Raw genomic sequence first — 13659 nt, forward strand, 5'->3', positions numbered from 1 at the left:
TGCGTACTTTTGCAGACCCGAAAACCGGGTTAAAAAGAAGTAAAACAAAAAGGAAGAAATGCCTACTATTCAACAATTAGTTAGAAAAGGTAGAGTAGCTCTGGAGGATAAGAGTAAATCCCCAGCGTTGGACAGCTGTCCACAGCGAAGAGGCGTGTGTACCCGTGTATACACCACTACCCCTAAAAAACCAAACTCAGCAATGCGTAAAGTGGCCCGTGTGCGCCTTACTAACGGTAAAGAGGTGAATGCCTACATTCCGGGTGAAGGTCACAACTTACAGGAGCACTCTATCGTGTTAATTCGTGGCGGCAGGGTAAAAGATTTACCTGGTGTTCGTTACCACATCATCCGTGGTGCGTTGGATACTTCAGGTGTAAACGGCCGTAATCAGCGTCGTTCTAAATATGGTACTAAACGTCCTAAACCAGGTCAACCGGCAGCAGCAACTAAAGGTGCACCAGCTAAAGGCAAAAAGAAATAATTAAAGGAGGATAGTTACAATGAGAAAGTCAAAACCGAAAAAAAGAATCCTTCTTCCTGACCCAAGATTTAATGATGTTTTGGTAACCAGGTTCGTAAATAACATGATGTATGATGGTAAAAAATCTACCGCATACAGCATTTTCTATAACGCCGTTGATATCGTTGAGAAAAAAATCAACGAAAGCGGTTTAGATACCTGGAAAAAAGCATTAAACAATGTTATGCCTGCTGTTGAGGTTAAGTCTCGCCGTGTAGGTGGTGCTAACTTCCAGGTTCCTACCGAGGTTCGTCCGGAGCGTAAAATTGCTTTAGGTATGAAATGGTTAATCAGCTATGCCCGTCGTCGTGGTGAAAAAACCATGATGGAGAAATTAGCCGGCGAAATCATCTCTGCTTCAAAAGGTGAAGGTGCTGCCGTTAAGAAAAAAGAAGATACGCACAAAATGGCTGAGGCCAACAAAGCGTTCTCGCATTTCAGATTCTAATTAGTGAATGAGTGAATTTTGAATGAGTGGATGAGTGAATAACAGAGTAGAGTTTAAATACTTACTCATTCACTCACTCGCTCATTCACTCAATAAAAACACAAATGTCAAGAGATCTTAAATATACAAGAAATATTGGTATTGCCGCTCACATTGATGCCGGTAAAACCACTACCACCGAGCGTATCCTTTACTACAGTGGTGTAAGCCATAAAATTGGTGAGGTACACGAAGGTGCTGCTACTATGGACTGGATGGCTCAGGAGCAGGAGCGTGGTATTACCATCACTTCGGCTGCTACAACCGTATTCTGGAACTACCGTGGCGACAAATACCAGGTAAACGTAATTGACACTCCGGGCCACGTTGACTTTACCGTAGAGGTAAACCGTTCATTGCGTGTACTGGATGGTCTGGTTTTCCTGTTCTCGGCCGTTGACGGTGTTGAGCCTCAGTCAGAAACTAACTGGCGTTTGGCTAACAACTACAACGTACCTCGCATTGGTTTCGTTAACAAAATGGACCGTTCGGGTGCCGACTTCTTAAAGGTTGTTAAACAAGTACGTAGCATGTTGGGCAGCCACGCGGTGCCTCTGCAAATCCCTATCGGTGCTGAAGACAACTTTAAAGGTGTGGTTGATTTAATCAACTTCCGTGGTGTGGTTTGGAACGAGCACGATAAAGGTATGACCTTTACCGAAGTGCCAATCCCTGACGATATGGTTGAGGAAGCTAACGAGTGGAGAGAAAAATTACTGGAAGCTGTTGCTGAGTTTGACGATACGTTGATGGAGAAATTCTTTGACGATCCGACCACCATCACCGAGCGCGAAGTATTAGATGCTTTACGCCAGGCTACTTTAGCCGGTAAAATCGTTCCGATGACTTGTGGTTCATCTTTCAAAAACAAAGGTGTACAAACCATGCTTGATTACGTAATGGAGTTGTTGCCTTCACCTCTTGATTCAAAAGGTGTTGTAGGTACTAACCCTGATACTGGCGAAGAAGTATTGGTTAAACCAGACGCAAAAGAGCCATTTGCCGCTTTGGCATTTAAAATTGCAACTGACCCGTTTGTTGGTCGTTTGTGTTTCATCCGCGTTTACGCTGGTAACCTTGATGCTGGTTCTTATGTACACAACATGCGTTCTGACAATAAAGAGCGTATCTCTCGTATATTCCAGATGCACGCTAATAAGCAAAACCCAATCCCTAACGTAGGGGCTGGTGATATTGCTGCGGTAGTAGGCTTCAAGGATATTAAAACTGGTGATACCCTTTGCGACGAAAAGAACAAAATCGTTCTGGAGTCAATGGTGTTCCCTGAGCCGGTTATCGGTTTAGCGATCGAGCCTAAAACTCAGGCTGATATTGATAAACTGGGTATGGCTTTAGGTAAGTTAGCTGAAGAGGATCCAACATTCCGTGTAAACTCTGATGAGGAAACCGGCCAGACTGTAATTTCAGGTATGGGCGAGCTTCACCTGGATATCATCATGGACCGCTTAAAACGTGAGTTTAAAGTAGAGGTTAACCAAGGTGCTCCACAAGTAGCTTATAAAGAGGCTATCACTGGTACTACGCAACATCGCGAAACCTACAAGAAACAAACTGGTGGTCGTGGTAAATTTGCCGACATTCAGGTAATTATCTCTCCTCCGGATGAAGGTAAAGAAGGTTTACAGTTTGTGAATGAAATTAGTGGTGGTGCTATCCCTCGCGAGTTTATTCCATCTGTAGAAAAAGGCTTTGCTGCTGCCATGGCTAATGGTGTGTTGGCAGGTTACCCACTTACCGGCTTAAAAGTACGTTTAATTGATGGTTCATTCCACGCAGTCGATTCGGACGCATTATCGTTCGAGATTGCAGGTCGTTCGGCATACCGTGAGGCATTGCCTAAATGTAGACCAGTATTGCTGGAGCCAATCATGAAAATCGAAATCTTAACCCCTGAAGAAAACATGGGTGACGTTATCGGTGACATGAACCGTCGTCGTGGCCAATTGTTAGGTATGGACAGCCGTGCAGGCGCACAGGTAATTAAAGCTACTGTGCCACTTTCAGAAATGTTTGGTTATGTAACCCAGTTACGTACTATCACTTCTGGCCGTGCTACTTCAACAATGGAGTTTGACCATTATGAAGATGCTCCACGTAACGTACAGGATGAAGTTGTTGCCAAGGCAAAAGGTAAAAGAATAGGTGCTTAAATAAGCATATGGTGCTGACTGGTGAGTAGCTTTTACAGGTTATCGTTAATCAGCACCATAAGCCAAAAATAAATCAACCGCTTGTAATTAATAGCTCTTACGGGCGGTTTAACACAAAAACAAAATGAGCCAAAGAATCAGAATTAAACTGAAATCTTACGATTATAACTTGGTTGACAAATCAGCTGAGAAAATCGTAAAAACTGTAAAGCCAACCGGCGCTGTAGTAAGCGGTCCGCTTCCTTTACCTACTGAAAAGAAAATCTTTACGGTATTACGTTCACCACACGTAAACAAAAAAGCGCGTGAGCAATTCCAACTGTGCAGCTACAAACGTTTGCTGGACATTTATAGCTCAAACTCTAAAACTGTAGATGCTTTGATGAAGCTTGAATTACCAAGCGGTGTTGAAGTTGAAATCAAAGTGTGATAGTACCGGAAGATCCGAATAAAAAAGCCATCAGTTATTTAACTGATGGCTTTTTTGCTTTACGTGGTATTTTATATTAAGCAGATTTACATCAGACTGGGCAAACATTGTTTGCCCAGTCTGATGTATGGTATTATCCTCTGCCTAACAATTCATCAAGCTTATTACGTTCGGTTTGCAATTCGCGGGCTAGCTTCTTTTCTTTCTCGTTAGCTTTTACTTTATAGGCCTTGTATTCTTCGTCCAGTTCTTCATACAACTTGATGCGGTATTTGGCCTCACGGCGGGCGCTACCCGAGCTTAGTAGTACTACCGTTGTGATGGCTCCAAGGGCAATCACCAGTCCCCACATAATAGTATTGTAAGTAGTTTTATTTACTAGTATACCTGCCAGGCTAATGGCATCAACTTTGGCGTTCGACTCCGTAAGGCTTTGCTCTTTCGCGTTCACATCAGATTGTAAATCCTGAACGGCTTTGCCCTGGGTTGACAACTTTTGTTGAAGTTCTCTTGTTTTTTTCCTCTCTGCACGTAAGGTATCCATTACGTTTTTGTAAAAAGCCGAAAGTGGCGGCCGCTGATAATTATAAACTTTACTTGTAACGTATTGATATTGGCCACTCAGGCTTTTGTCGGTATTTACGGGAGCAGCGCCGGGCTGTTGGGCAGCGGTGTATCTACCTGATCTAACTGCTGACCTGGTAGCTGCAGGAGTGGTGGCATTCGGCTTTGCGATGTCTTGAGCGGTTGCCGTTTGCAGGCTCGCTGCTGATAAAAGCAGTGCAAAAGCACTCATAATATACCTGTTCTTCATAATGGCAAAGTAAAATATAGATACAAAATTCAATTAGCTAAACTGTTAACGAGTTGCATAACAGCCGCTAAGCGTGACAAAGTAGGTTTATAAGCTTGATGACGAATATAGGTTAAGCGCACGTAATTTACCAAACCATATTTATATTAGCGGTTATGAACATCGGAATAATTGGTTTGGGCGATATGGGTAAGGTATATGCCAAGGCTTTTGCTAAAGCAGGCTATGCCGTTTGTGGCTGCGATTTACCGCAAAATTATGAAGCATTACAAGCCGATCTGACTCCCTACCACATTCGCGTAATGGAAGATGGCAAGCAGGTAGCCCGCACCAGCGACTTGCTGATTTACTCGGTAGAGGCCGAGCATATGGAAAGGGTAGTGGCTGATACCTCAGGTTCTATCAAGTACGGTGCTATTGTGGCGGGACAGACCTCCGTCAAACATCCCGAGATAGCCATTTTTAACAAGTATCTCCCGGCCGATGTTCAGATCGTGACTTTTCATGCCATGCATGGCGGGGCTTTCGAGCCTGCCGGGCAAAACCTCGTGCTCATCCCTTACCGTACAGATAAGGAAGCATACCAGCGCATGTATGATTTATTTATGGCTATAGGCTCAAGCATTGTTGAGCTGGCCGATTACCATGAGCACGACCAGATCGTAGCCGATACGCAGGCGGTAACGCATGTAGGTTTCGAGAGTATGGGAACTGCTTGGGCATCCGCAGGATTTTTTCCATGGGAGAATGCATCCTACTTAGGTGGGATCGATAATGTAAAAATATTAATCACGCTGCGGATATTTAGTTACAAAGCGCATGTGTACGCAGGCTTAGCAATTTTAAACCCATATGCCCGGCAGCAGGTAAAGCGTTATGCACAATCCGAATCGGAGTTGTTCAAATTGATGATTAAGGAAGACGAACATGCTTTCAGGCAGAGGTTATACAAGGCGCGCGATTTTGTTTTTCATGAAAGCCGCCAGCCCATTATGCTGAACGATACCGTGATGGATGAGTTTGCGTTTCATGGCAGTGCCCAGGAGCGAAAACCTAATTCGCACTTAAGTATCTTAAGTATGGTTGATGCCTGGCATCACTTAGGCGTTAATCCTTATGATAATTTAATCGGGCAGACGCCACCATTCAGGCTGCGCTTGGGTATTGCCGAATACTTATTTAAGAACGAAGAATTACTGGAGGAGTCTATACAAACAGCGATTTACGATAAATCCATCCGGGGAGATGACTTGGAGTTCCACTCGGCTGTAAGGGAATGGTCGTCTATCATTAACTACGGCGATATGGAAGGGTATAAGAAACACTTTAACCAGGTACAGGCCTTTTTTGGCGACCGTTTACCGGAAGGCCAAAAGCAAAGCGCTGATATGATACGCCAGCTGATGAAGAAATAAGGATACACATCGTCTTTCCAAAATTTTAAAACAAAAGAAGCAGGCAAATAAAAAAATTGCCTGCTTCGTCATTTATAAAACCGCGCAAAGGTTATTTAGCGTTCCATGTATTATTATTTTCGTCGGCATCCATAAAAATACCACCATCGAGCTTAACCGACTTAACCGCTTTTGTATTCTTAAGTGCCAGTGTTGCCTGTTTTTGGTTGCTCTCCCAAAAAGCTGATGTACGGTGTAAGGTATCTGAGGATCCATTGGTGTAAGTAATCACGGCGTCGAAAGGTGCCGCAAAGCCACCGATGTTTTTAATGGTGATGTTAACGCCGGTTTTCGTTTTGGCCACATTATCAACAGCCAGGTCTATGTAGCCATTGGTGAAAAACCAGTTATTAAAAAACCAGTTCAGGTTACGGCCCGAGCCTGCATTCATGGAGTTGAAATAATCCCACGGGATAGGGTGCTTGCCGTGCCAATTATCCATGTATGTATGCAGCGCTTTCTTAAAGAGTTCATCGCCCAGCATATCTTTCAAAGCCAGATAGCTAAGTGATGCTTTACCATATTCGTTGTTGCCCGCAGCCATGTTTAGTTCGCTGGTCGGGGTAATAATAGGTAAATCCTCGTAGCTGGATGGGTCATGTACCCAACGGTTAACCCGGAAGTTTTTATAAAGCTTATCCGTCGCCGCCTGGCCAACTTCGGCTTTGCCAATCAAATACTCAAACGTCGTAGCCCAACCTTCATCCATATAACCATAACGGGTTTCGTTGATACCCATGTAAAACGGGAAGTAGGTATGCGCAATTTCATGGTCCTGCACAAACTGAGCAAAACGCAAATCATCCGTATGGCTGTCATTCACCATCATAGGGTACTCCATATCGGCAAAGCCTTGAAATGCTGTCATTTTAGGGAAGGGGTAAGGTACACCCGGCCAACTGGTCGAAAAATAGCTCAAACTATTGCGGCCATTCTGCACCGAATGATGAAAATCAGCCGAGCTATCTGCAAAGGCAGCCTGCATGCTTGCGCGGCGGCCGGTGGCTTTGTCAACCACCACACTCGCGGCATCCCATACATAATGGTCGCTCAATCCAAGCGCTACATCGGTAATGTGGTTCGACGTCCATATCCAGGTGTTGTTGCCTGGCTTGGTAATCTTTTTAGCGGCCAGGTCTTGCGCGGTGGCTACGTGTATGGTCGAATCGCTGGTGAAAGAAGCCTGCAGGCGTTTAGCATACTCAGGTTGTAATACCTGGGCGGCGTTTTGCAGTGTACCAGTGGCCCAAACCAGGTAATTGGCCGGTACCGTTACCTTAAGATTATAGTCGTTAAAATCGTTGTAAAACTCCAGCGCGTCATTAAACGGAAGATAGTCCCAGCCATTATAATCATCATAAACTGAAACCCGCGGATAAAAGTAAGCCAGGTAATAAGTAGTGGCATCAATCATGCCTTCGCGGTTACTTTCTTTGGAGATTTCGTAGTGCCAGGCAATGTTCAGTTTAAGCGAATCATGCGGCAGAAGTGGTTTAGCAAGCCGAACTCTTTGATTGGTTGCAGCCGCCTGCTCGTTGTTCCACGCAACAGACTGCTGGCCATTAACAGTAAAAGTGTCTATTTGCATACCTGATGTAAGATAATCTGGTTGAGCAGGCGAAAGCCGTACCGCACCAGGGCGATGTACATTCAGGATTAACTTCATGTTGAGGCTGCGCAGCGTGTCGGGACTATCGTTGAAATAAGTAATACTCTCCGTGCCTTTGATATTGCGATTAGGCGGCGCGGCGGTGACGTGAATATCATAGCGGGCATGGTTTTGCCAGTAGTTTTTACCGGGTTTACCATCTGGCGAGCGGGTGCCTTTTTTAAAGGCATTTTGTATGTCGCGTGGCATATAAAGCGCATTCTGCGCAAAACCGCTAAGCGAACTTGCCGCCAAAGCCGTAAAAAGGATAAATCTTTTAAACATAAAAAATCAATTGCTAACAGCAAAGTTACGAACCTAAGTTGAAGCAGAAGCATTGTACCCGATAAGGTTAAGATTTTTATGATGAGAAAAGAAGTTCAAAAGCAAAGCGCAGGCATGATACGCCAGCTGATGAAAATGTAGGTTTTTTAACCTGTAAAGCAGCCCGTACAAATCAAGTTTTTTGAGCCATTTTGTACCTTTGCGCCGTCATTACAATCTCATTTCAAAACATAGCTGCAAAAGCAGTTCATTTCTGCTGATAATCAATGCTAAAAACTACTAAAAATAATTCCGTAACTATTTGACACATAATTAAAAATTCCTATCTTTGCCGTCCCTTAAACCGGGAAAATTGCCTTGAACGAAGCCCTACTGCTTCGATGGGCAGAATTAATTAATTAAGAAAATGTCAGGAATTATTGGAAAAAAGGTAGGAATGACCAGCATTTTCGATGAGGCGGGGAAAAACATTCCCTGTACGGTAATCGAGGCTGGCCCTTGCGTGGTTACTCACGTTAAGTCTGTTGATACAGACGGATATGCAGCTGTTCAGCTGGCATATGATGAGCAAAAAGAGAAAAACACTCCAGCTCCCTTAAAAGGCCATTTCCAGAAAGCTGGTACTACGCCAAAGCGTAAACTGGTTGAGTTCACAACTTTCGAAGATCAAAAAAGTCTGGGCGACACTGTTGCGGTAGACATTTTTGTTGTTGGAGATTTTGTGGATGTGGTTGGTACTTCAAAAGGTAAAGGCTTTCAAGGTGTGGTAAAGCGTCACGGCTTTAGCGGTGTGGGTATGCAAACCCACGGTCAGCACAACCGTTTACGCGCACCGGGTTCACTGGGTGCTTCGTCTTGGCCTTCACGCGTATTTAAAGGCATGCGCATGGCTGGTCAAACTGGTAACTCACGTGTTAAGGTGCAAAACCTTGAAGTGGTTAAAGTGTTTGCCGAGCAAAATTTGCTGGTTGTTAAAGGTTCCATCCCAGGAGCTAAGGGTTCATTCGTAATCGTGGATAAATAAGATGGAAGTCAATGTATTAAATGTATCAGGTCAGCAAACAGGTGCCAAGGTGCAGCTTCCTGATTCGGTTTTCGGTATCGAACCTAACGACCATGCGATTTATCTTGATGTTAAACAGTTTTTAGCTAACCAACGTCAAGGTACACACAAGTCAAAACAACGTAACGAAATTGCAGGTTCAACCCGCAAATTGCATAAACAAAAAGGTACTGGTGGTGCCCGCGCAGGTAGCATCAAGTCGCCTTTATTCAACGGTGGTGGCCGTGTATTCGGTCCGCAACCGCGTGATTACAGCTTCAAGCTGAACAAAAAGCTTAAGCAATTAGCCCGTAAATCAGCGCTTACTTACAAAGCTCAGGATAATAGCATTGTGGTGTTGGAAGATTTTACTTTCGATACTATCAAAACTAAAAACTATACTAAACTGGTTGCTGATTTAAATATTGGCAATGAGAAAACTCTTTTAGTATTACCTGCTGCCAACAACAATATTTATTTATCAAGCAGAAACCTGAAAAAAGCTAAGGTTATTACTGCCGACCAATTAAGCACTTATGATGTGTTGAACGCCGGTAAGCTTTTATTAACTGCAGGTTCTGTTAAAACTCTGGAGGAAGCATTCGCTAAGTAATTATGGAAATCTTAAAAAAACCTTTACTTACTGAAAAAGTATCTCTGCTAACAGAGAAACTTAACCGTTACGCTTTTAAAGTTGATCCCAGAGCGAATAAAATTCAGATCAAATCAGCAGTAGAAGCTATGTACGGTGTTACTGTAACCGCAGTAAATACCATGAAATATGCCGGCAAATTGAAGAGCCGCTACACTAAGGCAGGAACTGTAACCGGGAGGCCAGCTGCTTACAAGAAAGCGATCATCACTTTAAAGGACGGTGAAACAATTGATTTTTATAGCACAATCTAAAAAGAGACATGGCAGTTAAAAGATTTAAACCGGTAACCCCGGGTACCCGTTTCCGGGTAGGCGCTGACTACTCTGATGTGACTACCAACGTTCCTGAAAAGTCATTGGTTGTATCGCACAAAAAATCAGGCGGACGTAACAATACCGGTAAAATGACTATGCGTTATATCGGTGGCGGTCACAAAAAATCGTACCGTTTGATTGACTTCAAACGTGACAAATTTGAGATCCCAGCAGTAGTTGCAACTATTGAATACGATCCAAATCGTTCAGCTCGTATTGCCCTGCTTAACTATGCAGACGGCGAGAAAAGATATATGATTGCTCCTGAAGGCCTGACTGTAGGTCAGACTGTTCTTTCTGGTGCTGGTTCTCCTCCTGAAATAGGAAATACCTTACCATTAAAAAACATCCCTTTAGGTTCTATCATCCACAACATCGAACTTAATCCTGGCCAGGGCGGTACAATTGCCCGTTCGGCTGGTACATACGCTCAATTGTCGGCTCGTGATGGCAAATATGCTATCATTAAGTTACCTTCAGGCGAAACCCGTATGATTTTGTCTACTTGTTTAGCTACCATTGGTACAGTATCAAACGCTGAAAAAGCGAATGAGGTATTAGGTAAAGCAGGTCGTAAGCGTTGGATCGGACGTCGTCCAAGAGTGCGTGGTGTAGCCATGAACCCTGTTGATCACCCTATGGGTGGTGGTGAAGGCCGTTCATCTGGTGGTCACCCACGTTCACGTAAAGGTTTATTAGCTAAAGGCTACAAAACCCGCGACAAAAAGAAAACATCTGATCGTTATATCATAGAAAGAAGGAAGAAATAATGGCACGTTCGATTAAAAAAGGCCCTTATATTGATCATAACCTGGACAAAAAAGTACAGGTATTGAATGACTCAAGTAAGAAATCAGTTGTAAAAACATGGTCACGTCGTTCCATGATCTCTCCTGATTTTGTTGGTCATACATTTGCAGTACACAACGGTAATAAATTTATCCCTGTGTATGTAACAGAAAACATGGTAGGTCATAAGCTGGGAGAGTTTGCACCAACCCGCACATTCCGTGGTCACGCAGAAAAGAAAAAATAACAGGTAATGGAAGCAACAACAAAAATTAAAAAGTCTGTAGCTATCAGACAGCGCAAAGAGCAAGAGAAAGCTCAGCAAGGAGGAGCTTCTGTTGCCAAGTTGCAAAACTGCCCTACTTCGCCCCGTAAGATGCGTTTAGTGGTTGATTTGATTCGCGGTGAACAAGTGGAAAAAGCTCTGTATATCTTAAAGTATACCAATAAAGAAGCTGCTATCCGTGTTGAAAAGTTATTACTCTCAGCCATTAAAAACTGGGAAGCTAAAAACGAAGGTAAACGCGTTGAAGACAGCGCATTATATGTAAAAGAAGTTTCAGTTGGTGGTGGCCGTCAATTAAAGCGTCTGCGTCCGGCTCCTCAAGGCCGCGGATACCGCATTCGTAAACGTTCAAACCACGTTACTTTAATTGTGGGTAGCAAAACCGAAATCAACTAAATACAATGGGACAAAAAGCACATCCAATAGGTAACCGTTTAGGAATCATCAGAGGCTGGGATTCTAACTGGTTCGGTGGCAACAACTACTCCGATAAATTAGTTGAGGACGAAAAAATCCGCAAATACCTTTCAGTACGTATCGCCAAAGGCGGTGTGTCTAAAGTAGTAATCGAGCGTACATTAAAACGCATCACTGTAACCATCCACACTGCCCGTCCGGGTATTGTAATTGGTAAAGGTGGTCAGGAAGTAGATAAAATTAAAGAAGAGCTTAAAAAGCTTACCAAAAAAGACGTTCAGATCAACATTTTTGAGATCAAACGTCCTGAATTGGATGCTCAATTAGTTGCTGAAAGCGTTGCTAAGCAATTAGAGGCTCGTATCTCTTTCCGTCGTGCCATGAAAACTACCATCGCATCAACCATGCGTATGGGAGCAGAAGGTATAAAAGTAATGACCTCAGGTCGTTTAGGTGGTGCTGAGATGGCACGTACCGAGCAATATAAAGAAGGAAGAATCCCTCTGCATACTTTCCGTGCTGACATTGATTATGCATTGGCTGAAGCTTTAACCACTTATGGCAAAATCGGCGTAAAAGTTTGGATTTGCAAAGGTGAAGTTTACGGCAAACGCGATCTTTCTCCTAACATCGGTTCAACCAGCAGCTCAAGCGGCAGAGGCGGGCGTCCGGAAGGTGCTGCAGCATTTGGCAACGAGCGCGGTGGTAACGATCGCAGAGGTGGTGGCGACCGTCGTCAAGGTGGCGGTGGTGACCGTCGTCAAGGTGGCGGTAACGGCAACCAACGCGGTGGCGGTGGTCAAGGAGGCGGTAACCGTCCGGGTGGTCAAAACCGTCAAGGCGGTGGCAACCGTCCAGGTGGCCCAGGCCGTCCGGGAGGAAACAGATAATTAATCAAAGTCGAGACAGACATCGTTTAGATATAAAAAGCTAATAAAATGCTACAGCCAAAAAGAACGAAGTTCAGAAAGATGCAAAAAGGCAGAATGAAAGGAGCCGCTACCCGCGGTGCTGAGCTTTCATTCGGATCTTTCGGTATAAAATCACTCGAGCCGGCCTGGATTACCAGCCGTCAAATCGAGGCTGCACGTATCGCTGTAACACGTTTTATGAAACGTGAAGGACAGGTTTGGATCAGGATTTTCCCTGACAAACCAGTAACTAAAAAACCAGCAGAGGTACGTATGGGTAAAGGTAAAGGTGCTCCTGAATACTGGGTTGCGGTAGTACGCCCAGGACGGATCATCTTTGAAGCAGAAGGTGTGCCATTAGAAGTTGCTAAAGAAGCACTTCGCCTGGCCGCTCAAAAGCTGCCCGTTCAAACCAAATTTATTGTACGTAGAGATTACGTAGAAGCATAGTAAGATTACAGGTTGTAAGTTGTGGGTTGCTTTAACAAGCTTACAACCTGTAACCTGAAGGTATAATTTAAAATAGAAAGCGTGATGTAAGCATCCAACTTACCTCTCACCTTGATGAAAATTCACAAAAATGAAAAGCTCAGAAATATCAGCGCTGTCAACTGAAGAGTTAGTTGCAAGAATTAGCGAGGAGAAAACTAATCTTACCAAACTGAAATTTGCTCATGCAGTTTCGGCTATTGAGAACCCTATCCGTATTAAAAATGTACGTAAGGAAGTTGCTCGTTTAAATACTGAATTAACCAAGCGCAAAGCGGCGTCAGCTTCTGAACAGCAATAATTAAAGCGTCGAAACAAATGGAAAGAAATTTAAGAAAAACCCGTACCGGACTGGTAGTTAGCAATAAGATGGATAAATCCATCGTTGTTGCCGTAGAACGGAAAGTAAAACACCCTATCTATGGTAAGTTCGTAAACAAAACTGCCAAGTTCATGGCTCATGACGAAGCTAATACCTGTGGTATTGGTGATACCGTATTGATTATGGAAACCCGCCCGTTGAGCAAAAATAAAAACTGGAGATTAGTTCAAATTTTAGAGAGGGCTAAATAAGATGGTACAACAGGAATCGAGATTAACTGTAGCTGATAACAGCGGCGCTAAAGAAGTGTTGGTTATCCGCGTATTAGGCGGTACAGCAAAACGCTATGCCTCTGTTGGCGATAAAATTGTAGTAACTGTTAAAAGTGCTTTGCCATCCGGCAACGTAAAAAAAGGTACTGTATCTAAAGCCGTAGTTGTAAGAACTAAAAAGGAAATACGCCGCAAAGACGGTTCTTATATCCGTTTCGACGATAATGCTGCTGTTCTGTTAAACAACCAGGATGAGCCCAGAGGTACACGTATCTTCGGTCCGGTAGCAAGAGAGTTACGCGAGAAACAATTCATGAAAATTGTATCATTAGCACCGGAGGTATTGTAAC

Annotated in this window: 18 protein-coding genes; 16 read left to right on the top strand and 2 right to left on the bottom strand. The window is 43.8% G+C overall.

The features are described 5' to 3' along the window. Positions 1-58 precede the first annotated feature (58 nt). The 4 genes from rpsL (at position 59) to rpsJ (ending at position 3611) form a co-directional block, all read left to right on the top strand. The gene (rpsL, locus tag AAGR14_RS04910; RefSeq protein WP_158825062.1) at positions 59-484 is read left to right on the top strand and encodes a 30S ribosomal protein S12; all 426 of its coding nucleotides are present in this window, start codon (positions 59-61) and stop codon (positions 482-484) included. A 19-nt stretch (positions 485-503) separates the two neighbouring features. After that, positions 504-971 carry a 30S ribosomal protein S7 gene (rpsG, locus tag AAGR14_RS04915; RefSeq protein ID WP_342647485.1) on the top strand — a complete coding sequence of 156 codons (468 nt, stop codon included), beginning with the start codon at positions 504-506 and terminating at the stop codon, positions 969-971. Between the two features lie 104 nt (positions 972-1075). Next, positions 1076-3181, top strand: a complete 2106-nt coding sequence (fusA, locus tag AAGR14_RS04920; RefSeq protein ID WP_342647486.1) for an elongation factor G — start codon at positions 1076-1078, stop codon at positions 3179-3181. Between the two features lie 124 nt (positions 3182-3305). Beyond that, positions 3306-3611 (top strand): 30S ribosomal protein S10, encoded by a 306-nt coding sequence (gene rpsJ / locus AAGR14_RS04925; protein ID WP_022830652.1) that lies wholly within the window; start codon positions 3306-3308, stop codon positions 3609-3611. Positions 3612-3744: 133 nt separating this feature from the next. Here the strand turns inward: rpsJ and AAGR14_RS04930 are convergent, their stop codons facing one another. After that, positions 3745-4425: a hypothetical protein gene (locus AAGR14_RS04930; RefSeq protein WP_342647487.1), complete on the bottom strand. Its 681-nt coding sequence runs from the start codon at positions 4423-4425 to the stop codon at positions 3745-3747. 155 nt (positions 4426-4580) lie between these two features. Between AAGR14_RS04930 and AAGR14_RS04935 the strand changes: the two genes are divergently transcribed. Beyond that, positions 4581-5840: a prephenate dehydrogenase gene (locus AAGR14_RS04935; protein WP_342647488.1), complete on the top strand. Its 1260-nt coding sequence runs from the start codon at positions 4581-4583 to the stop codon at positions 5838-5840. Positions 5841-5931: 91 nt separating this feature from the next. On the opposite strand, the gene AAGR14_RS04940 is transcribed toward AAGR14_RS04935, so the two are convergent. After that, a complete protein-coding gene (locus AAGR14_RS04940; protein ID WP_342647489.1) occupies positions 5932-7812 on the bottom strand; it encodes a M1 family metallopeptidase in 1881 nt (626 codons plus the stop codon). A gap of 406 nt (positions 7813-8218) precedes the next feature. Here AAGR14_RS04940 and rplC point away from each other — a divergent pair, with 406 nt between their 5' ends. The 11 genes from rplC to rplN all read left to right on the top strand — a co-directional run bounded on the left by rplC (position 8219) and on the right by rplN (position 13658). Further along, complete coding sequence (rplC, locus tag AAGR14_RS04945) at positions 8219-8836, top strand: 50S ribosomal protein L3 (RefSeq protein WP_342647490.1); 618 nt, start codon at positions 8219-8221, stop codon at positions 8834-8836. Position 8837: 1 nt separating this feature from the next. Continuing rightward, on the top strand, positions 8838-9467 hold the full coding sequence (gene rplD / locus AAGR14_RS04950; protein ID WP_342647491.1) for a 50S ribosomal protein L4: 630 nt from the start codon (positions 8838-8840) through the stop codon (positions 9465-9467). Between the two features lie 2 nt (positions 9468-9469). Then, the gene (gene rplW / locus AAGR14_RS04955) at positions 9470-9760 is read left to right on the top strand and encodes a 50S ribosomal protein L23 (protein ID WP_342647492.1); all 291 of its coding nucleotides are present in this window, start codon (positions 9470-9472) and stop codon (positions 9758-9760) included. 8 nt (positions 9761-9768) lie between these two features. After that, entirely contained in the window at positions 9769-10593 is an 825-nt protein-coding gene (rplB, locus tag AAGR14_RS04960; protein WP_342647493.1) for a 50S ribosomal protein L2, read from the top strand. Beyond that, the gene (gene rpsS / locus AAGR14_RS04965) at positions 10593-10859 is read left to right on the top strand and encodes a 30S ribosomal protein S19 (RefSeq protein ID WP_311952162.1); all 267 of its coding nucleotides are present in this window, start codon (positions 10593-10595) and stop codon (positions 10857-10859) included. Before rplB ends, rpsS begins: the two co-directional genes overlap by 1 nt. Before the next feature lie 6 nt (positions 10860-10865). Next, positions 10866-11294, top strand: a complete 429-nt coding sequence (rplV, locus tag AAGR14_RS04970; protein ID WP_342647494.1) for a 50S ribosomal protein L22 — start codon at positions 10866-10868, stop codon at positions 11292-11294. Between the two features lie 5 nt (positions 11295-11299). Further along, a complete protein-coding gene (gene rpsC, locus AAGR14_RS04975; RefSeq protein WP_342647495.1) occupies positions 11300-12205 on the top strand; it encodes a 30S ribosomal protein S3 in 906 nt (301 codons plus the stop codon). A 48-nt stretch (positions 12206-12253) separates the two neighbouring features. Then, a complete protein-coding gene (rplP, locus tag AAGR14_RS04980; RefSeq protein WP_157539795.1) occupies positions 12254-12676 on the top strand; it encodes a 50S ribosomal protein L16 in 423 nt (140 codons plus the stop codon). Between the two features lie 130 nt (positions 12677-12806). Beyond that, positions 12807-13016 (top strand): 50S ribosomal protein L29, encoded by a 210-nt coding sequence (gene rpmC, locus AAGR14_RS04985; RefSeq protein ID WP_342647496.1) that lies wholly within the window; start codon positions 12807-12809, stop codon positions 13014-13016. Between the two features lie 17 nt (positions 13017-13033). Continuing rightward, a complete protein-coding gene (gene rpsQ / locus AAGR14_RS04990) occupies positions 13034-13288 on the top strand; it encodes a 30S ribosomal protein S17 (RefSeq protein ID WP_158825047.1) in 255 nt (84 codons plus the stop codon). A 1-nt stretch (position 13289) separates the two neighbouring features. Continuing rightward, complete coding sequence (gene rplN / locus AAGR14_RS04995) at positions 13290-13658, top strand: 50S ribosomal protein L14 (RefSeq protein ID WP_169608574.1); 369 nt, start codon at positions 13290-13292, stop codon at positions 13656-13658. Position 13659: the final 1 nt, after the last annotated feature.

The sequence above is a fragment of the Mucilaginibacter sp. CSA2-8R genome, assembly GCF_038806765.1.
Lineage (GTDB): Bacteria > Bacteroidota > Bacteroidia > Sphingobacteriales > Sphingobacteriaceae > Mucilaginibacter.